Annotated in this window: 16 protein-coding genes; 7 read left to right on the top strand and 9 right to left on the bottom strand. The window is 53.7% G+C overall.

What is annotated here, in order from left to right; all coding sequences use genetic code 11:
* Window positions 1-451 precede the first annotated feature (451 nt).
* The 5 genes from K7H21_RS25940 to K7H21_RS25920 are packed head-to-tail and all read left to right on the top strand — an operon-like array spanning window position 452 to window position 6,011.
* Window positions 452-991: a fimbrial protein gene (locus K7H21_RS25940; RefSeq protein WP_223035462.1), complete on the top strand. Its 540-nt coding sequence runs from the start codon at window positions 452-454 to the stop codon at window positions 989-991.
* A gap of 60 nt (window positions 992-1,051) precedes the next feature.
* Window positions 1,052-1,738 carry a fimbrial assembly chaperone gene (locus K7H21_RS25935; protein WP_223035461.1) on the top strand — a complete coding sequence of 229 codons (687 nt, stop codon included), beginning with the start codon at window positions 1,052-1,054 and terminating at the stop codon, window positions 1,736-1,738.
* Entirely contained in the window at window positions 1,692-4,280 is a 2,589-nt protein-coding gene (locus K7H21_RS25930; RefSeq protein ID WP_223035460.1) for a fimbria/pilus outer membrane usher protein, read from the top strand. Before K7H21_RS25935 ends, K7H21_RS25930 begins: the two co-directional genes overlap by 47 nt.
* The gene (locus tag K7H21_RS25925) at window positions 4,277-4,891 is read left to right on the top strand and encodes a fimbrial protein (RefSeq protein ID WP_223035459.1); all 615 of its coding nucleotides are present in this window, start codon (window positions 4,277-4,279) and stop codon (window positions 4,889-4,891) included. The genes K7H21_RS25930 and K7H21_RS25925 overlap by 4 nt, the downstream gene beginning before the upstream one ends.
* Window positions 4,892-4,913: 22 nt before the next feature.
* A complete protein-coding gene (locus K7H21_RS25920; protein WP_223035458.1) occupies window positions 4,914-6,011 on the top strand; it encodes a type 1 fimbrial protein in 1,098 nt (365 codons plus the stop codon).
* 37 nt (window positions 6,012-6,048) lie between these two features.
* Here K7H21_RS25920 and actP read toward each other — a convergent pair whose 3' ends face one another.
* From actP to acs, 3 genes are all read right to left on the bottom strand, one after another.
* Entirely contained in the window at window positions 6,049-7,698 is a 1,650-nt protein-coding gene (gene actP / locus K7H21_RS25915; RefSeq protein ID WP_004127868.1) for a cation/acetate symporter ActP, read from the bottom strand.
* Entirely contained in the window at window positions 7,695-8,009 is a 315-nt protein-coding gene (locus K7H21_RS25910) for a DUF485 domain-containing protein (RefSeq protein WP_004127871.1), read from the bottom strand. Before K7H21_RS25910 ends, actP begins: the two co-directional genes overlap by 4 nt.
* A 182-nt stretch (window positions 8,010-8,191) precedes the next feature.
* Window positions 8,192-10,150: an acetate--CoA ligase gene (acs, locus tag K7H21_RS25905; protein WP_087829676.1), complete on the bottom strand. Its 1,959-nt coding sequence runs from the start codon at window positions 10,148-10,150 to the stop codon at window positions 8,192-8,194.
* A gap of 411 nt (window positions 10,151-10,561) precedes the next feature.
* Here acs and gltP point away from each other — a divergent pair, with 411 nt between their 5' ends.
* Complete coding sequence (gltP, locus tag K7H21_RS25900) at window positions 10,562-11,875, top strand: glutamate/aspartate:proton symporter GltP (protein ID WP_004109428.1); 1,314 nt, start codon at window positions 10,562-10,564, stop codon at window positions 11,873-11,875.
* Between the two features lie 36 nt (window positions 11,876-11,911).
* On the opposite strand, the gene K7H21_RS25895 is transcribed toward gltP, so the two are convergent.
* Window positions 11,912-12,595: a tetratricopeptide repeat protein gene (locus tag K7H21_RS25895; protein WP_223035457.1), complete on the bottom strand. Its 684-nt coding sequence runs from the start codon at window positions 12,593-12,595 to the stop codon at window positions 11,912-11,914.
* A gap of 204 nt (window positions 12,596-12,799) precedes the next feature.
* The gene (gene fdhF, locus K7H21_RS25890) at window positions 12,800-14,947 is read right to left on the bottom strand and encodes a formate dehydrogenase subunit alpha (protein ID WP_077598887.1); all 2,148 of its coding nucleotides are present in this window, start codon (window positions 14,945-14,947) and stop codon (window positions 12,800-12,802) included.
* Between the two features lie 93 nt (window positions 14,948-15,040).
* Here fdhF and K7H21_RS25885 point away from each other — a divergent pair, with 93 nt between their 5' ends.
* Window positions 15,041-15,208 carry a hypothetical protein gene (locus tag K7H21_RS25885; protein WP_157262004.1) on the top strand — a complete coding sequence of 56 codons (168 nt, stop codon included), beginning with the start codon at window positions 15,041-15,043 and terminating at the stop codon, window positions 15,206-15,208.
* Here K7H21_RS25885 and alsK read toward each other — a convergent pair.
* The 4 genes from alsK to alsA are packed head-to-tail and all read right to left on the bottom strand — an operon-like array spanning window position 15,205 to window position 19,297.
* On the bottom strand, window positions 15,205-16,116 hold the full coding sequence (alsK, locus tag K7H21_RS25880; RefSeq protein WP_004127881.1) for an allose kinase: 912 nt from the start codon (window positions 16,114-16,116) through the stop codon (window positions 15,205-15,207). The genes K7H21_RS25885 and alsK overlap by 4 nt on opposite strands.
* Window positions 16,100-16,795 carry a D-allulose 6-phosphate 3-epimerase gene (gene alsE / locus K7H21_RS25875; protein ID WP_004127884.1) on the bottom strand — a complete coding sequence of 232 codons (696 nt, stop codon included), beginning with the start codon at window positions 16,793-16,795 and terminating at the stop codon, window positions 16,100-16,102. The genes alsK and alsE overlap by 17 nt, the downstream gene beginning before the upstream one ends.
* A gap of 10 nt (window positions 16,796-16,805) precedes the next feature.
* Window positions 16,806-17,786 (bottom strand): D-allose ABC transporter permease, encoded by a 981-nt coding sequence (gene alsC, locus K7H21_RS25870; RefSeq protein WP_004127887.1) that lies wholly within the window; start codon window positions 17,784-17,786, stop codon window positions 16,806-16,808.
* Entirely contained in the window at window positions 17,765-19,297 is a 1,533-nt protein-coding gene (alsA, locus tag K7H21_RS25865; RefSeq protein ID WP_004127889.1) for a D-allose ABC transporter ATP-binding protein AlsA, read from the bottom strand. Before alsA ends, alsC begins: the two co-directional genes overlap by 22 nt.
* Window positions 19,298-19,355: the final 58 nt, after the last annotated feature.

Raw genomic sequence — 19,355 nt, 5'->3', positions numbered from 1 at the left:
CTTAGAGTATGTCCTTATTTATTTGCGCTTAATTGTAAGAAATTATTTCTGATTTTAGTGTTTTTAATTATCAAGATGAATATAAATATGATAAATGATGGGTTGTATGAATATGTTTTGTTTTTAATGCTATGATTTCATTTAAATATTTTTCATGTGTATGCTTTAGTGTTTTATATAACGTGACTTCTTAATTAAGATAATTCATAAACTGTGGTTGAGAATAATCTCGATTTTAGTTACCTTAGTTACGTGAGCTTTTATTATTGAATGGATTCATGTGGAATTAAAGCTCTTGTATTTATGATCTAATATAATTAAATACAGGCAACTCACTCCCCATGCAGCAAGTCAGCTTAAATCTTAAGTTGATATTTAATTTCAATCTCTAATAAATGCCATAAAACAATTGATGGATTGATTGTTAATCTTAATATACAGGGGAATACCAATGAAATTAAAAGCCAAAACACTTGCCAAAATATTAACCTTATCTGCTGGCTGCTCTCTGGTGACCATGGCACAAGCAGCGAATACAATTACTTTTACCGGTACGGTCTCAGATACCACTTGTACAGCCAATATCAACAATGGCGCTAACGCCATTGAAATGGGCACTGTTTCGGTAGCAGATTTAAAAGATAATACCTATAGCGCGGCCAAGAACTTCTCTTTCACTTTGAGCAATTGCCCTACCGGTGAAGAGGGGGCTCTGACAAAAGCCAGAATTACTTTTGGTGGTGAAGCAGATGCATTTAATAGCGATTATTTTAAAAACCAGGCTCCAGTGTCTCCAGCCGCTAATGTCGCAATAGCTATTTTTGATAATGCCGGGGTCGTACAGAAGAACAATACTGAAGGTTCAGATGTCGATATTTCTTCTGGCGAGGCTACCATTCCGTTTATCGTTAAAATGGCTAAGTCGGGTGCCGCTGATCCAACAAAAGGGCCGGTGCAGACAACAGTAACTTATAATGTCACCTATTATTAATTAAGCATTATATAAATAGACATAGGGAAAGCCTTGAGCTTTCCCTCACTGGACTCTACCATGAATAAATTAGCTTATTTGATGTGTTTTTTTTCCTGCATATCCGTCGCGCAGGCCAGTGTGGTGGTTGGCGGGACGCGAGTGATATTCGACGGTACGCAAAAGGCGGCGACGGTATCTGTGCAAAATAAGGATAACGTTACAAATATTGTCCAGTCGTGGATCGCTGTTGTGGATGAAGCATCACCGGCAAAAGATTCCTTTATTACAACCCCTCCGCTATTTCGCCTGAAGGCGGGAGAAAAAGGGTTTGTGCGCATTCTTCGCTCAGGTAAACCGCTGCCCGAGGAGCGAGAGTCAATGTTTTGGCTAAATATTAAAGGCATTCCCGCTATGGATAGCGCGCCGGACAAAAATATGGTGCAGTTTGCCATTAACTCGCGGATTAAACTTATTTTTCGCCCGGCGGCATTAAAAAATGCCATTCCGGAAAATTTTGCCGAAAAGCTGCAGTGGTCTACTGAAGGCCGAGAAATTAAAGTAAAAAACGCCTCGCCGCTATATATGAATTTTTCAGAAATAACAGTTAATGGTAGGTCAGTCCCTGAAGCATGGTTTGTAGCTCCGTTCTCAACAATAAAAATACCGCTTGCAAATACATCTTCACCAGGGAAAAAGAAAATCACATGGAGCGTGATCAATGATTATGGAATGCCGGGACCAAAATACACCGCCATCATTCAATAACGTTGGGCAGAATTTTACATTCCTGTTGAAGAGTGGCTACGTTGCCATTATTTCCTGCTTTGCCACAGTTCCGCTATCTACTCTCGCCGGTGAATATTTCAATCCTCACCTGCTGGAGGTCAATGAAACGGGTACAACGTCGGTCGACTTAAGCTATATCTCCCAGGAAACCGTACCTCCTGGCGAATATAACCTTGATGTTTATATTAACAACGAATTTGTCGCTTCCGAATCGGTCAGTTTCAAGCAACAGGATGAAAATCATGACGATTCTTCACCTTGTATCAGCGTCGCGCATCTGAAAGAGTGGTCAATTAAAACGGAAAATTACCCCGAGCTCGCGGTCGCGGGCTCCAGCTGCGCCAGGCTATCCGCGATCCCCGGATGGGGAACCACGGTATTACTTTCGCAACAGCGCGTTGATTTTAACGTGCCTCAGGTCGCGGTGATGCATCACCCGCGGGGATATGTTCCTGAAAACCGATGGCAGCAGGGCATTACCGCGGGGCTGCTTAACTATAATCTCTCCGGGCAAAAAACCGACCCGCGGCACGGCGGGGAAGCGACGTCGAGCCAGTTTGTTAGCCTGCAGCCAGGCTTAAACATTGGGCCGTGGCGCTTACGTAATTACAGCACTCTTAACCATGATGATAACGGCAACCAGTGGGACTCGGTCTACAGCTATATTGCGCGAGACATACACGCCCTGAAAGGCCAGCTGATCGTGGGTCAAACCTATACTTCATCAAGCGTGTTCGACAGCATTAGCTTCACCGGGCTACAGCTGAATTCAGATAAAGAGATGCTGCCGGACAGTATAAATGGCTTTGCGCCGGTCATTAAAGGCATCGCCCGCTCGACCGCCGACGTGACGGTTTATCAGAATGGATACAGCATCTATAAAACCACGGTCTCTCCCGGCGCGTTTGAGATAAACGATCTTTATCCAACCGGCAGCGCGGGCGATCTGTATGTGACGGTGAAAGAGTCCGATGGCAGTGAACAGAGCTTTGTGGTGCCTTTCGCTTCGCTGGCGATTTTGCAGCGCGAGGGCCAGGTAGATTACGCTCTTAGCGGCGGTAAAACCCGCTCGGGGAGCTCCGGTGGAAAGGAATACAACTTCCTGCAATATAACCTTGCCTGGGGGGCATCAAGTAACGTCACGCTATATAGCGGTTTTCAGCAGCTTGAAGACAAATACAGTAATGTTCTGCTGGGCGCCGGACTTAACCTCGGCACTATCGGCGCGCTCTCTCTGGATGCATCTCAGTCCTGGGCGGATATCAAAGACAATCCCGCTGCGGATCGAACGTCATCCAGCGAAGGGCAATCTTATCGCGTGCGCTTTAGTAAAGATATTCCGCAGACGGGTACCAACTTCTCCGTTGCCGGATATCGTTATTCGACCCATGGCTATTATTCTCTGCAGAACTTCATTGATAGTGCGAATGCTCATAGCGGGTGCTGTTCATCAACGGGGCGGACTAAAGATCGTTTTGATGCTTCGGCTTCCCAGATTTTCTCCGGGTTCGGTTCTCTCTCCCTCTCGCTGGTCAGTGAATCTTATTGGGATAATTCACATATGGAGTCGCTGGGGGTGAGCTATAGCAATACTCTGGGCCGCGTTTCCTATTTCATTAACTACTCCTATAGCCGAAATGTGCAGAGCGCAAGCCAGAACAGCGATAGCTCTCCGACCAGTGATAATATGATTTCGCTTACGGTGAGCATGCCTTTTGGCGCGGATATATCGGCTAACTACAACCTGAACAGCAGCCGGACGGGCGACACGACCCATAATCTGGGGCTGAGCGGTTCTGCTTTTGCGGACCGTTCCCTGAGCTGGAACGTGCAGGAAGGCTACAACGCCAGCGACAAAGGCACCTCGGGAAATGTCAATCTGAACTATCAGGGTTCACGAGGCGAAGTCGCCGCCGGATACGGATATGACAGCTATAGCTCGCACTACAACTACTCGTTGCGCGGTGGGATGGTTGCCCATTCCGGCGGGGTAACCCTTTCTCGCTATCTGGGTGAGAGCGTGGCGCTGGTCGAAGCGCCTGGCGTTAGCGATGTGGCAGTGCGCGGGCAGACGAATATTACGACCGATGCTTTCGGATACGCCGTTGTGCCTTTTGTACGACCTTACCATGAAAACAATCTCTCTCTTGATGAGCAGCAGGTCTCTGGTGCGGAAATTGATAATATTGTCAAAACAGTCGTACCGACGCGTAATGCGGTTGTTAAAGTCAAATACGATACCTGGATCGGCTATAAGGCCATGATCACCATAAGCTACAAAAACAAAGCGGTGCCTTTTGGCGCTGTGGTGACGCTAGATGATGAAAATCTGAATGATAAAGAGCGCCGTAGTTCAATTGTGGGCGATGCCGGGCAAGCCTATTTGACCGGGTTACCCAAAAAAGGCCGGCTATTTGTGAAATGGGGTGATACGAAAAATAGCCAGTGTTATCTCAATTATGATTTGTCCTCTAATCAGTCAGTGGATGATATCGTTTTTTATGCAGCGGATTGCCAATGATGAATATCAGGATGATGGCTTTAATTCATAAAATCAGGATGGAAGCGATGGAAGGAAATAATTGCCGGCCATTAATGAAATCACGCTTGTTATTCATTATTAGCATTGGGTTTGTATCCATTTTCGCAAGTCCCGTCTGGGCCTATGATGCGAATAGTACTGTTAATTTCAATGTCACCGGTAAGATTGAAGAGCCCGTATGCGAGGTGTCGATAAAGCCCTCCAGTACTATCGATCTGGGAACAGTGTCCTATCAAAGTCTGAGCGGAAAACCAGGTGCGAGTAGCGCTGCGAAGATCGTTGCCATTGCCTTTGATAATTGCTCTCTTGGAACGGCTTCCGTAACGCTAACGTTTAGCGGTACCTCATTTAACAGTACCTATACCGATATTTATGAGAGTGAGAACATTTATGGCGCCAAGGACGTCGGCCTTCAGCTGTTAAGCGCGGGGGATCAAAAGGCCCTGGGGCCAAACGACAGCTATACCTATGCTTTCATTGAGGGTTCTGAACACGTTTTTAATATGAACGCAAGGATGTATACGCCGAATGGAAAAATAACGGCGGGAAATGTCGCTTATACGGTCACTTTTAATGTGGCCTATAGGTGAACTATTCACGCGAGGGAGAGGTATGAAGACGTTTATTTTATTATTGCTGACCTGTTTGTTACCGGCTTACAGCTGGGCATGCCAAACTGGCACAAACCAGGGGGATATATCGTTGACTAATTTACCTGCGCAGGTCCTGGTCAATGCCGGTAGTTACTCTGCAGGTACCATTCTTTATGATTCAGGGCAGCTTACTCATTCCACAACATCTTTTACAAACTGTGTGGGGTCGATATATTCAAAATTTGAATGGAGTTCGGGAAATGCCGGAACGTTAGTTGGCGATAATATCTACTCGACCTCGGTGCAGGGAATCGGTATCAGAGTGAAAGTCTGGTTAAATATTACTGGTGAATATGACGGTGACTCAAACGATTTTAACTCTGACTACAATGTGCACTATATCGGCGATGCAGACCTGTATATTGGAAAACCAAATGGAGCCTGGGATACTCAGGCAAGCACTAACTATGCGCCTACCTACCAAATACAGCTTGTCGCAACGGGCGGTGCTATTGCGAGTAATAGCACGTTGACGCTAGCCGATCCTATTGCCACTGTTTCAGTGAAAGACGATCAAGGCACGATGGTTATTTCTCAACTGCACGTCACCGGTTCGACAAAAATCCAGCTGACCCCGATGGGGTGCACGGCCAGTACGGGGGCCCTGAATTTTACGATGGGCTCAATCAGTACCAACGTATTCGATCTTTCAAGCAAGGCGGGTTATGCCGAACAAACGCTGATCTTGTCCTGTGAACCCGGTACAAGAGTCACGATGGCTGTTAACGCGACTGAAACGACAGGCGATAGCCCGGATCATAGCGTGATGGCGCTCACGACAGGGGATAACGTGGCGACCGGCGTCGGGGTTCAGTTGAATACCCGCGGCGTTCCGTTATCCCTGAACACCAACTACCGGGTCTATCCTTACAACAGAACAACGGTAACTAATCCCGGCGCGGATGCCAGCTATACGATATTCACCGATCCCGATAACCCCGGCGGGGCGGCGGCATCCAATGCATTGACGTTTACGGCGAACTATTACAAAACTGGCTCTAAAGTGACGCCAGGCATCGCGAACGCGAGCGGAACGATAACGTTTACGTATCAATAAGATGTTCCCCGGCCGGCAGGCCGGGGAAAGAGAGGGGCTAATGCGCCTGACCTTTCTCGATACCAATCCCGGTCTGCGAACGGATAAACTGGGCGCGGAACCGCTCGCGCTCGCGCAATCCTTCTTCTGAGCTATCGGTGGCGGAGAAGAACCAGATACCGACAAAGGCAATGGCGATAGAGAACAGCGCCGGATATTCATATGGGAATACCGCCTTTTCGTGGCCGAGGATCTGTACCCAGATAGTCGGGCCGAGGATCATCAGAATCACCGCGGTCAGCAGACCCAGCCAGCCGCCAATCATCGCCCCGCGGGTGGTCAGCTTCGACCAGTACATCGACAGCAGGATAATCGGGAAGTTACAGCTGGCGGCGATGGAGAATGCGAGACCGACCATAAAGGCGATGTTCTGATTCTCGAACAGGATGCCAAGTAGAATCGCCACTACGCCAAGGATCAGCACGGTAATCTTCGACACCTTCAGTTCCTGACGTTCGGTCGCGCCTTTACGGAACACGTTCGCGTACAGGTCGTGAGAGACCGCCGAAGCGCCCGCCAGCGTCAAACCGGCCACCACCGCCAGAATGGTAGCGAAGGCGACGGCCGAGATAAAGCCGAGGAACAGATTGCCGCCGACCGCGTCCGCCAGATGCACCGCTGCCATGTTGTTGCCGCCGATAAGCTGCCCGGCCGCATCTTTGAACGCCGGATTCGCCCCCACCAGCATGATGGCGCCGAAACCGATGATAAAGGTCAGAATATAGAAGTAGCCCATAAAGCCGGTGGCGTAAAACACGCTCTTACGCGCTTCTTTGGCGTCGCTCACGGTGAAGAAACGCATCAGAATATGCGGCAGGCCCGCAGTACCGAACATCAGCCCGAGACCGAGCGATAGCGCTGATATCGGGTCTTTCACCAGCCCGCCTGGGCTCATAATCGCCGCGCCTTTCGGGTGGACCGCCATCGCTTCGGTGAACAGATTATTGAAGCTGAAGCCGACGTGCTTCATCACCATAAAGGCCATAAAGCTGGCGCCGAACAGCAGCAGGACCGCTTTGATAATCTGCACCCAGGTAGTGGCGAGCATGCCGCCGAAGAGGACGTAAAGCACCATCAGCACGCCGACCAGGACGACCGCAATGTGGTAGTTGAGGCCAAACAGCAGTTGGATAAGCTTACCTGCGCCGACCATCTGGGCGATCAGATAGAGCGCCACTACCACTAGCGAACCGCAGGCGGAGAGGGTGCGAATCGGCCCCTGTTTAAGACGATAGGACGCCACGTCGGCAAACGTATAGCGCCCGAGGTTACGCAGGCGTTCGGCGATCAGGAATAAAATAATCGGCCAGCCGACGAGGAAGCCGAGCGAGTAGATCAACCCATCGTAGCCGGAGGTGTAAACCAGCGCGGAAATGCCGAGGAACGAGGCCGCAGACATAAAGTCGCCGGCAATCGCCAGCCCGTTCTGGAAACCGGTGATATTGCCGCCCGCGGTGTAGTAATCGCTGCGCGAACGTACGCGTTTTGACGCCCACCAGGTGATATAGAGCGTCAGGGCGACGAATATCAGGAACATGATAATCGCCTGCCAGTTAGTCGGCTGGCGCTGTACCGCGCCGGTAATAGCATCCGCGGCATTGGCGGTAAAAGGGAGCGTGGCGGCGAGCGCCGTCAGGACTTTCTTCATGATGCTTTAACCTCGCTGAGAATGCTCTTCGTCAGCCGATCAAATTCACCATTTGCCCGCCAGACGTATATTCCGGTTAATACGAAAGAGATAACGATCACGCCGATACCAATCGGAATACCCCGGGTGACGCTGGTGCCCGCATGCAGCGGCGTGCCCAGCCAGCCGGGGGCGAAGGCGATAAGCAGAATAAAGCCCACATAAATCACCAGCATAATCAGTGACAGGATGGCGGCAAACCTTTGCCGGGCTGCAACAAGTTCCTTAAAATGCGCACTATTTTCTATCCGCTGACAAATCTGATCGTTCATCGTAGCGTCTCCAGAGGTTCCCTTTTGTCATTCACGCGCCGGTCGTCGGCAACACTCATCCGCCCGGCAGTTAACTGTCGGGAATCCGCCTGTTTACCGCTTTCCTGCTACCTGAAATCCTTCGGGAGTATGTATTTATATCCTCTCCCCCGAAGAGGAGAGGGTGTAGGGGATCGGTTGGTTTACGATGGCATCGTGATGGCCTGCTTCTCTTCGAGCAGTTTCTCCACCACGCCCGGATCGGCAAGCGTTGAGGTATCGCCGAGGTTACTGGTATCGCCCGCGGCAATTTTGCGCAGAATACGGCGCATGATTTTGCCCGAACGGGTTTTCGGCAAGGAATCGGTCCAGTGCAGCACGTCCGGCGTCGCCAGCGGACCAATCTCTTTACGAACCCAGTTGCGTACCTCGGCGTAGAGCTCCGGCGTTGGTTCCTCGCCATGGTTGAGGGTCACGTAGGCGTAGATGGCCTGGCCCTTAATATTATGCGGAATGCCGACCACCGCCGCTTCGGCGATTTTCGGATGCGACACCAGCGCCGATTCAATTTCAGCGGTCCCCAGACGGTGGCCGGAAACGTTCAGCACGTCATCGACGCGGCCGGTGATCCAGTAGTAGCCATCTTCGTCACGGCGCGCGCCGTCGCCGCTGAAGTACATATTTTTAAAGGTGGAGAAGTAGGTCTGTTCGAAGCGTTCGTGGTCGCCAAACAGCGTGCGCGCCTGGCCCGGCCAGGAGTCGGCGATCGCCAGGTTGCCCTCGGTCGCGCCTTCCAGCGGTGTGCCTTCGTTATCGACCAGTACCGGCTGGACACCGAAGAAGGGACGCGTGGCGGAGCCGGCCTTCAGCTCGATGGCGCCGGGCAGCGGGGTGATCATAAAGCCGCCAGTTTCGGTCTGCCACCAGGTGTCCATCACAGGGCACTTCTCGTTGCCGATTTTCTTCCAGTACCACTCCCAGGCTTCCGGGTTAATCGGTTCGCCGACGGAGCCGAGTATGCGCAGGGAAGAGCGGTCGGTGCCTTCGATGGCCTTATCGCCTTCCGCCATCAGCGCGCGGATCGCCGTAGGAGCGGTATAGAGAATGTTGACCTGATGCTTATCCACCACCTGGCACATGCGCGCCGGGGTCGGCCAGTTCGGTACGCCTTCGAACATCAGCGTCGTTGCGCCGCAGGCCAGCGGGCCGTACAGCAGGTAGCTGTGGCCGGTGACCCAGCCGACGTCGGCGGTGCACCAGTAGATGTCGCCCGGATGATAGTCGAACACGTATTTAAAGGTCGAAGCCGCATAGACCAGGTAGCCGCCGGTGGTGTGCAGCACGCCTTTTGGCTTACCGGTGGAACCGGAGGTATAAAGGATGAACAGCGGATCTTCGGCGTTCATCTCTTCAGGCTGGTGTTCCGCGCTGGCTTTCTCAATCAGATCGCTCCACCACTGGTCGCGCCCCTCCTGCCAGTCGATTTTGCCGCCGGTACGCTTGAGCACCACCACGTTTTCGATACTTTTGACGTTCGGATTCTTCAACGCGTCATCGACGTTCTTCTTAAGGGGGATCGCGCGACCGGCGCGCAATCCTTCATCAGCGGTGATCACCAGACGGGAGTTTGAATCGATGATTCGTCCGGCGACCGCTTCCGGCGAGAAGCCACCGAAAATCACCGAATGGATAGCGCCGATGCGGGCACAGGCCAGCATGGCCACCGCCGCTTCCGGCACCATCGGCATATAGATAGCGACCACATCGCCCTTTTTGATGCCGAGATCGAGCAGGACGTTGGCGAAGCGGCAGACATCGCGGTGTAGCTCGCGATAAGTGATGTTTTTGCTCTGGCTGGCGTCATCGCCCTCCCAGATGATGGCCGTCTGGTCGCCGCGCTCCGCCAGATGGCGATCGAGGCAGTTAGCGGCGAGGTTCAGCGTGCCGTCTTCGTACCATTTAATCGAAATATTGCCTGGCGCGAATGAGGTATTTTTCACGCGCGTGTAGGGTTTCATCCAGTCAAGGATTTTGCCCTGTTCGCCCCAGAAGGCATCAGGGTCGGTGACGGACTGTTGATACTGCGCCTGGTACTGTTCCGGGTTAATCAGGCAACGTTCCGCAATAGTAGCGGGAATAGGGTGTTTATGTATTTGGCTCATGGCTTTTTTTCTCCTGTAGGTTGTTAAATATATGTCAAATAAACGTTAATAGTAGGGGCTTTGGTGGCTTTGTTTGCTATTTGGGGGGCAGATCACGCAATAAATAAATTGAATGAAAAGCAATCAAATGAAACTTTTATGTGAAATAATTTCAGAAATGGATTAATAGAAGTTGAATATATTAAATATTTTTTATAACAAATACTTATGCAATATAAGGTGGGAATATTAGCGGGTTTATGCATAAAATCAGAGTAAACCGCTGTTCTTAAAGACTTGCGCAGCATGCCGTGCAAATGATACTGATATTGCGCGTTAAATAACCCTATAAAGCAACGCAACACAATTCATACCCCTTTCAGTGGGCGCCATTACCTCCTGGAATGGTGCCTTTCATCGAGGAAGTCTGTAGTGAAGAAAAAAACAAAAGTCAGCCTGGCCTGGCAAATTTTGCTGGCGCTGGTGCTGGGCATACTTCTGGGCAGTTACCTGCATTACCACGCCGAAAGCCGTGATTGGCTGATCTCGAATCTGCTGACCCCGGCGGGCGATATCTTTATCCATCTGATTAAAATGATCGTCGTACCGATCGTTATTTCGACCCTGGTGGTCGGTATTGCGGGCGTGGGCGACGCGAAGCAGTTGGGCCGTATCGGCGCGAAAACCATTATCTATTTTGAAGTGATCACCACGGTGGCTATCGTGCTGGGGATCACCCTGGCGAACGTCTTCCAGCCGGGGAGCGGGATCGATATGTCGCAGCTGGCGGCGGTGGATATTTCGAAGTATCAAAACACCACGGCGGAAGTGCAGAGCCACGCGCATGGCCTGATGGGCACCATCCTCTCGCTGGTGCCGACCAATATCGTGGCCTCGATGGCGAAAGGCGACATGCTGCCGATTATCTTCTTCTCGGTGCTGTTTGGTCTCGGCCTCTCCTCGCTGCCCGCTACCCACCGCGAACCGCTGGTTACGGTGTTCCGCTCTATCTCTGAAACCATGTTCAAAGTGACGCATATGGTGATGCGTTATGCTCCGGTTGGCGTGTTCGCGCTGATCTCGGTGACCGTGGCGACCTTCGGCTTCGCCTCGCTGTGGCCGCTGGCGAAGCTGGTGATTCTGGTTTACTTCGCGATCCTGTTCTTCGCGCTGGTGGTATTAGGCATCGTGGCGCGGGTTTGCGGGCTGAGCATCTGGACTCTGATTCGCATTCTGAAGGATGAGCTGATTCTGGCTTACTCTACCGCCAGCTCCGAGAGCGTGCTGCCGCGTATTATTGAGAAGATGGAAGCCTATGGCGCGCCGGCGTCGATCACCAGCTTCGTGGTGCCTACCGGCTACTCGTTTAACCTCGATGGCTCAACGCTGTATCAGAGCATTGCGGCGATCTTTATTGCCCAGTTGTACGGTATCGACCTCTCCATCTGGCAGGAAATTACCCTCGTGCTGACGCTGATGGTGACGTCGAAAGGGATTGCCGGCGTGCCGGGCGTCTCCTTCGTGGTGCTGCTGGCGACGCTGGGCAGCGTGGGTATTCCGCTGGAAGGTCTGGCCTTTATCGCCGGCGTTGACCGTATCCTCGATATGGCGCGTACCGCGCTGAACGTAGTGGGTAACGCGCTGGCGGTGCTGGTTATCGCCAAATGGGAACACAAATTTGACCGCAAAAAAGCGCTGGCGTACGAGCGTGAAGTGCTGGGTAAATTTGATAAAACGGCGCAATAAAACAGAAAGCCCGGTGACATCGCTCCGGGCTTTTTCTTATCTTTTACTGATCCTGTCGAACTCTTCACAGCCGGTATCAAACCCCTCCTGACAGCTCACGTTGAGCCAGTGCAGCGCTTTTTGCTTGTTTGGTTCGATAAAGCCTTTTTCTCCCTGCTGGAAAAGCATCCCGGCCCAGTACTCGGCGTAGCCGGTGCGGGAGAGGGCGGAGCTCTCTTTGAAATACTGCGTCGCTTTTACGTCATCCTCCGGCGGATGAACGCCGCTGGCGTAGATGAGCCCCAGCAGCATCTGGGCGTCGACGGCGGAGTCGCTCTCCGGATCCTGTGCGGCATGCTGTAACAGGGAGATGGCGTGCGAATAGTTCGGCGTACCGGCCTGCTGATTCACCAGCACCCGGGCGAGGACAATTTCTCCCGCCCTGCTGCCGGTTTTCACCGATTTTTCAGCCAGCGCTTTCGCCTGGAGATAGTCGGCCTGCTGCGGATTGCGGATTTTGAGCTGGGCCAGCAGCGCCAGGGCATCGCCGTCGCCGTTGTCCGCGGCTTTTTGCGCCCAGTATTCGGCCTGCGGAAAATCGCCGAAGCTAACGTAGGTATCCGCCAGGTAATACTGAGCGCGCGGCTCGCCCGCTTCGGCCTGCGCTTTGTACTGGCTGCCGGGTTCCATGGCACCTGCGGCGACGCTTGCTATCACCAGCAGTAAAGAGAGGTATTTCATTTTTTATTATCGGTAGAGGACATAGTGAGCAGTATAAAGGCAGGTGAAGGAGAAGAAAACGACGGGAACGAGTGGGGGAGACTCATGCTTTACCCGAATAATCGAGCGATCTGTTTCCTGGGTTGCGGCGTAAACGCCTTACCCGGGCTACGGATTGTGTAGCCCGGGCAGGTGTGAAGCACCGCCTCCGGGGAGGCGGCCTGATTAGCCCATTGCGCTTTCGCGCAGGCGGGTTTTCAGCTTGTTGTACTCGTCAATCACGTACTGCTCGGCGGCCCGTTGGTCGGCAATCGGCTCAACGTTGACGGCGCAGTACTTGTACTCCGGCGTTTTGGTTATCGGGCTCAGGTTCTCGGAAACCAGCTCGTTACAGGCGCCAATCCACCACTGGTAGGTCATATAGACCGCCCCTTTGTTCGGACGATCGCTAACCTGCGCGCGGGTGATGATGCGCCCTTTACGCGAATTCACCCACACCAGCGCCTCATCCTCAATGCCCAGACGTTCGGCATCGGCGGTATTGATCTGCGCATAGCCCGGTTCATCCGCTAACGCGGCCAGCGCCGCACAGTTGCCGGTCATCGAACGGCACGAGTAGTGGCCGACTTCACGCACCGTCGACAGCACCATCGGATACTCGTCGGTGAGCTTGTCAATCGGCGCGACCCAGTCGCAGGTGAAGAACTGCGCCAGACCGTTCGGGGTATCGAACTTCTCTTTAAACAGATAAGAGGTCCCCTGGTCAGCGTCGGACTCATCGCGGCACGGCCACATGACGTAGCCCAGCTCGCCCATTTTCTCGTAGGTGGCACCATAGAAATCCGGGCACAGATGACGCAACTCGTCCCAGATTTCCTGGGTGTTGTTGTAGTGCATCTTATAACCCATCCGGGTGGCGATTTCGCTGATGATCTGCCAGTCGGTTTTCAGGTCCCACTTCGGCTCTACCGCTTTAAAGAAGCGCTGGAAGCCGCGGTCCGCTGCGGTATAAACGCCTTCGTGCTCGCCCCATGAAGTGGAAGGCAGGATAACGTCGGCCGCTGAGGCGGTTTTGGTCATGAAAATATCCTGGACGATAACCAGTTCCAGATCGTCGAAAGCCTTACGCACGGCGGACAGCTCGGCATCGGTCTGCAGCGGATCTTCCCCCATGATGTACGCCGCCCGTACTTCGCCATGCGCCGCGCGGTGCGGCAGCTCGCTGATGCGGTAGCCGGTGTGCGCCGGCAGGCTGTCGACGCCCCAGGCTTTGGCGAACTTCTCGCGGTTTTCCGGGAACTTAACGTACTGATAGCCCGGATAGGTATCCGGCAGCGCGCCCATATCACAGGCGCCCTGAACGTTGTTCTGGCCGCGCACCGGATTGACGCCGACGCTCGGCTTGCCGAGGTTGCCGGTGAGGATCGCCAGGCTGGTCAACGAACGTACGGTCTCCACGCCCTGGTAGAACTGGGTCACGCCCATGCCCCACAGGATAGCGGCGGATTTCGCGCTGGCGTACATCCGGGCGCAGGCGCGGATTTCCTGGGCGCTGACGCCGGTAATCGCTTCCACCGACTCCGGCGTATAGCCTTCGACGATTTTGCGATACTCTTCGAAGCCCTCGGAACGGCTGGCGACGAAGGATTTATCGTAAAGATCCTCTTCGATAATGACATGCCCGATGGCGTTGAGCAGCGCGATGTTCGAGCCGTTTTTCAGCGCAATGTGCATATCGGCGATGCGCGCGGTTTCGATTTTACGCGGATCGCAGACGATGATTTTCGCCCCATTGCGTTTGGCGTTAATCACGTGATTCGCCACAATAGGGTGTGAATCTGCCGGGTTATACCCGAAGATAAACACGAGATCGGTGTTGTCGATCTCGGTGATGGCATTACTCATAGCGCCGTTACCGACCGATTGGTGCAGACCTGCAACCGATGGGCCGTGTCAGACGCGAGCGCAGCAGTCGACGTTATTGGTACCAATAACGGCGCGCGCGAATTTTTGCATCACATAGTTGGTTTCGTTACCCGTTCCGCGGGACGAACCGGTAGTCTGAATCGCGTCCGGGCCATACTTCTCTTTAATGGCGCTAAGGCGAGTGGCGACGTAATCGAGCGCCTCATCCCAGGAGACGGATTCCAGCTTGCCGCCGCGCTGGCGACGGATCATCGGGGTTTTCAGGCGCGGGGTAAGGATCTGGGTATCGTTAATGAAGTCCCAGCCATAATAGCCTTTCAGACACAGGGTTCCCTGGTTGGTTTTCCCCTGTGCCGCCTCCGCCCGAACGATTTTGCCGTTATCGACCACCAGGTTGATTTTGCAACCTGATGCGCAATACGGGCAAACCGTGACGACTTTTTTCATCGGTCTTGCTCCAGTTAATCAATTGGCGCATACGCGCTATCGCGCCGTCACTATGCATCTTCTATGCCATGTTTTCATTGTGGGTATTGACTGATGATACGTTGTTTTTTTGGGCGAAATGCTGACGAAAAACAGCCTATCGTCAGTTTTGACGTGTCGACGCGAGAGGATGTGACGCGGGTCGGGCAGCCCGGACAGGCGCGCAGCACCGCCCCCGGAGAAGATCGCGGGGCAGCGCGCTTACAGGTATTGCTGGGCTAGTTTAAATACCGGCTTCTCGCCAGCGCCGCCGCGCCCTGGGCGCCGTTAAACGCTGAAGAGGAGGCGGCGATAAAGCGAACGGCCTGATACGGCAGCGGACGGCGAACGTAGGTTTTGACCATCGCGATTAAGGTGTCGCGCGGGAAGGCGGGCATATCCATCACCCCGCCGCCGAGGATCACCGCATCGGGATCGAACAGGTTGATGCTGGTGGCGATGGCGCGAGCGGCGTGGTTTAGCAACGTCTGGACAAACGGCTCCCGCGCAGCGTGGACGAACAGCTCGCCCAGTTCGTACGCTCGAGGTTGCTGTTCATACCAGCGCTTGAGCGCAATGCCGGAGCAAACGGTTTCCAGACAGGCGGGGTTGCCGCAGGCGCAGGTGAGGGCGTCATCGCCCTGCGGAATATGCCCCAGCTCGCCCGCCACGCCGTGCGCGCCGGTCCACGGCCCGCCGTTGAGCCAGACCGCGAAGCCCATGCCGGTGCCGAGATAGGCCGCTAGTACCTCCTGCTCCTGCAGGCCATTCTCCTGCACATCAAAAGAGAGCTGCAGATTCACATCGCGGGAAAACTCCACCGGGCAGCATAGCGCCGCTTCCAGCCGGTCGGCCAGATTATAGAGGTCGTCGGCGGCGAGAGGCAGATTAGGCGTGGAGATAATCGTCCGCTTGTCTTTTGCCACCAGCGCCGGGAACCCCATCACCAGCCCGCAGCAATGGGCGTCGTGCAGGGTCAGCTGCTGCTGCAACAGGTTTTTAATGCCATTGACCAGGCCGTCGGCGCTAATTACATCAGCGGTGCGCCGCTTTTCGCAGTGCAGCGCTTCGCCCTGCGCGGTTTGCAGGCAAAGGCGGATATGGGTCGCGCCCATATCCACGCCCGCGACGACGTTACGCTGTTTTTGCATGAGGCAGTACCTCGTGTTTCGCCGCCAGGATCTGCTCTGCCATGATCTGCCACGCGTCTTCAATCTTATCAGCATGGTTAAAGAGGCCTGAGGTGCCGACGATAAACACGTCCGCGCCCGCCGCCATCAGCTTTTGATAGGTGGCTTTATTGCAGGAACCGTCGATTTCGATCTCGTAGCTCAGCCCCTCGCGCTCGCGCCAGGCTTTCAGTTCGGCGATTTTTTCCAGCATCTCCGGGATAAACGGCTGCCCGGCGAAGCCCGGATCGACGGTCATCACCGTGATTTTGTCGGCTTTATGGATGTAGTACTTCATGGCTTCGACCGGGGTTTCCGGGTTGAGGATCAGCCCGACCTTCATGCCGTGGCGGCGGATCTCTTCGATCAGGCGGAAGGCCTGGCCGTTAATCGTTTCCGGATGCAGGGTGATAAAATCCGCCCCTGCCTGCGCCAGTTGGCTAATGTAGTCCTGCGGGCGGGTGACCATCAGGTGGCAGTCCAGCGGCTTGCTGGCCAGCTTTTTCACCTGGCCGACGAAAAACGGCGACAGGGTCAGGTTCGGTACAAAATGACCGTCCATAATGTCGATGTGGAAATAGTCTGCGTGCTGGTCGATAAACTCGATCTGTTCTTTGAATTTCAGCAGATCCATACACATTAAAGAGGGAGCAATTTTCATTATAAATTCCTTACTTACTGATAAGACGGTCGAGGGCGACAGCCGCGATGATTAACCCGCCCATTACCACCAGCTGGTAGTAGGTTTGTACTTGCAGAATGTTCAGTCCGTTATTGATGGTGCCGATAATCAGGCCGCCGATGACCACCGAGAAGATGCGTCCTTTACCGCCGAAGAAGCTGGTGCCGCCGATGATGGCGCTGGCGATGGCGTAGGTTTCAAAGCCCATCCCCGCCAGCGGTTCCGCCGCGCCGAGACGCGCGGTGGAGACCACGCCCGCCAGCCCGGCGCAAACGCCGGAAATAATGAACACCAGCAGCATGTGGAATTTGACGTCGATACCGGAGTAGAAAGCGGAGTTCTTGTTGCCGCCCAGCGCGTAGATGTTGCGGCCCACGCGCATGCGGGTGGTCAGGAACCAGAGGATCACCGCCACAATCAGCGAGAAAATCACCGGAACCGGTATACCCAGCGGCGTGGCGGCGAAGAAGTTAACGAAATCAAACGAGAAGCCGTATACCGAGTTGGCATCGGAAATCACCAGGGTGATACCGCGAAAGATAGCGTTGGTGCCGAGGGTAATAATGAACGGGTGCAGGCCGGTCCAGTTGACCAGACAGCCGTTGATGGCGCCCAGCGCGCCGCCGACCAGCACGCCGCCAATCAGCGCCGCGAGGAACGGATCGACGCCCGCCAGCATTAACTTAGCGGTGACCATCCCGGAGAGCGCGAGGATCGCCCCTACCGACAGATCGATCCCGGCGACGAGGATCGCGAAGAATTCGCCCATGCCGATCAGGACGGTGACCGAACTTTGGACGAAGATCTGTGTAATGTTGTTGGTCGTCAGGAAGTACTCTGACGATAGGGTGCCGAAGATGGCGACAATAATGGCGAGGATAAAAAAGGTGCCGTATTTATCCCAGAACAGCGCGAAGTTAAACGGTTTTTTCTCGTCCATATCGCCTTTCACTCTTGTGGTAGTGCCCATGCCATAATCTCCTCTTCGCTCAAGTCGTCGCGATTGGTCAGGATTTGCGTCAGTCGCCCTTCGCAGAACACGGCAATGCGGTCGCAGACGGCGATAATTTCAGGTAGTTCGGATGACACCATCAGGATGACTTTTCCGTCATCGGCCAGCTGGCGCATCACTTTATAAATTTCGGCTTTCGCACCGACGTCGATACCGCGCGTCGGCTCGTCAAAAATGATCACTTCGGGGCTGCAGCACAGCCATTTGGAAATCAGCACCTTCTGCTGGTTGCCGCCGGAAAGCTCGGTGATGTTCTGATCGACCGAATGGCACTTCAGCGCCAGCAGTTTGCGCTGCTCTTCCGCCGTTTTGCGTTCGTCGCCTTCGCGGAACAGCCCCATGGCCCCTTTGTAGCCGCCACGCTTCAGGCTCTGGCTGACCGCCATGTTCTGAGCGATGGAAAAATTGGGGAAAAAGCCGTTTTCCCGGCGGCTTTCGGTGATGTAGCCCATCCCTTTTTTTAAGGCGTCCAGCGGCGAGCGGGGGGAGATCGCTTTGCCGTTGAGATAAATTTCACCGCCGCTACGCTTATCAACCCCAAACAGGCAGTCCATGAGCTCCGTGCGCCCGGAGCCGACCAGCCCGGCGAAGCCGAGAATTTCGCCGCGATTCACGCTGAACGAGATATCGCGTACCTTTTTCTTGTCATGGCTGGTGACGTTTTTCACTTCGAATACCGTCTCGCGGACGATATTGCCGGTGCTCTCTTTCATGGCGTTAAAGCGGTTTTGCAGCTCGCGGCCGACCATCAGGCGTACGATGTCGTCGTTATTCACTTCGCTGACCATTCCGCTGCAGACGCTGCTGCCGTCTTTCATCACCGTATAGCGGTCGCAGATGCGGCGTATTTCCGCTAGCTTGTGCGAGATATAGACAATGGCGGTGCCCTCTTTACGCAGCTGGTTCATGATCAGGAACAGATAGTCCACCTCTTTATTGGTCAGTGAGGAGGTCGGTTCATCCATGATCAGCACTTTGGCGTCGAGCATCAGCGTTTTGGCGATTTCCAGCATCTGCTTGTGGCTGATGGAGAGATTGGCCACCTTTTCGTCTAAGTCGATCTTCAGCCCGACGCGCAGCAGCATCATCGCCGCCCGCACGCGCATTTCTTTCCAGTCGATCACGTTGACGCCGCAGACTTTTTTCGTCAGATGGCGGCCAATATATAAATTCTCCAGCACCGTTAATTCATCAATGACGCTGAGCTCCTGATAAATAATGCCGATGCCGAGCTGGGCCGCTAATTTATGGTCCAGCTTGTCGTAGTTCACGTTATTAATGGTAATGGTGCCTTTGGTCGGTTCATGGATTCCCGACAATACTTTCATCAGCGTTGATTTACCGGCACCATTTTCCCCTAATAACGCATGTATTTCGTGCGGGTAAATAGTTAAATCAACCGATTTTAATGCGTGAACCGGGCCAAAGGATTTGCCGATCCCCGCCATTGAAATATATGGCGTGAGCATAGAAAATTTCCTTCATTACCTCTGCATGAATGCCCCTCTCCCAAAGGAAGAGGGGGGG

It is taken from the genome of Klebsiella sp. CTHL.F3a (assembly GCF_019890895.1).
GTDB classification, from domain to species: Bacteria; Pseudomonadota; Gammaproteobacteria; order Enterobacterales; family Enterobacteriaceae; genus Klebsiella; species Klebsiella grimontii.
The sequence above is the reverse complement of the archived record's forward strand: the minus strand, read 5'-3'. Positions and strand labels throughout refer to the sequence as shown.

What these genes read in the sequence shown, in the direction of transcription:
- K7H21_RS25940 (WP_223035462.1), top strand. Translation starts at nt 452, where the DNA reads ATGAAATTAAAAGCCAAAACACTTGCCAAAATATTAACCTTATCTGCT.
- K7H21_RS25935 (WP_223035461.1), top strand. Translation starts at nt 1,052, where the DNA reads ATGAATAAATTAGCTTATTTGATGTGTTTTTTTTCCTGCATATCCGTC.
- K7H21_RS25930 (WP_223035460.1), top strand. Translation starts at nt 1,692, where the DNA reads ATGATTATGGAATGCCGGGACCAAAATACACCGCCATCATTCAATAAC.
- K7H21_RS25925 (WP_223035459.1), top strand. Translation starts at nt 4,277, where the DNA reads ATGATGAATATCAGGATGATGGCTTTAATTCATAAAATCAGGATGGAA.
- K7H21_RS25920 (WP_223035458.1), top strand. Translation starts at nt 4,914, where the DNA reads ATGAAGACGTTTATTTTATTATTGCTGACCTGTTTGTTACCGGCTTAC.
- actP (WP_004127868.1), bottom strand. Translation starts at nt 7,698, where the DNA reads ATGAAGAAAGTCCTGACGGCGCTCGCCGCCACGCTCCCTTTTACCGCC.
- K7H21_RS25910 (WP_004127871.1), bottom strand. Translation starts at nt 8,009, where the DNA reads ATGAACGATCAGATTTGTCAGCGGATAGAAAATAGTGCGCATTTTAAG.
- acs (WP_087829676.1), bottom strand. Translation starts at nt 10,150, where the DNA reads ATGAGCCAAATACATAAACACCCTATTCCCGCTACTATTGCGGAACGT.
- K7H21_RS25895 (WP_223035457.1), bottom strand. Translation starts at nt 12,595, where the DNA reads ATGAAATACCTCTCTTTACTGCTGGTGATAGCAAGCGTCGCCGCAGGT.
- K7H21_RS25885 (WP_157262004.1), top strand. Translation starts at nt 15,041, where the DNA reads ATGATACGTTGTTTTTTTGGGCGAAATGCTGACGAAAAACAGCCTATC.
- alsK (WP_004127881.1), bottom strand. Translation starts at nt 16,116, where the DNA reads ATGCAAAAACAGCGTAACGTCGTCGCGGGCGTGGATATGGGCGCGACC.
- alsE (WP_004127884.1), bottom strand. Translation starts at nt 16,795, where the DNA reads ATGAAAATTGCTCCCTCTTTAATGTGTATGGATCTGCTGAAATTCAAA.
- alsC (WP_004127887.1), bottom strand. Translation starts at nt 17,786, where the DNA reads ATGGGCACTACCACAAGAGTGAAAGGCGATATGGACGAGAAAAAACCG.
- alsA (WP_004127889.1), bottom strand. Translation starts at nt 19,297, where the DNA reads ATGCTCACGCCATATATTTCAATGGCGGGGATCGGCAAATCCTTTGGC.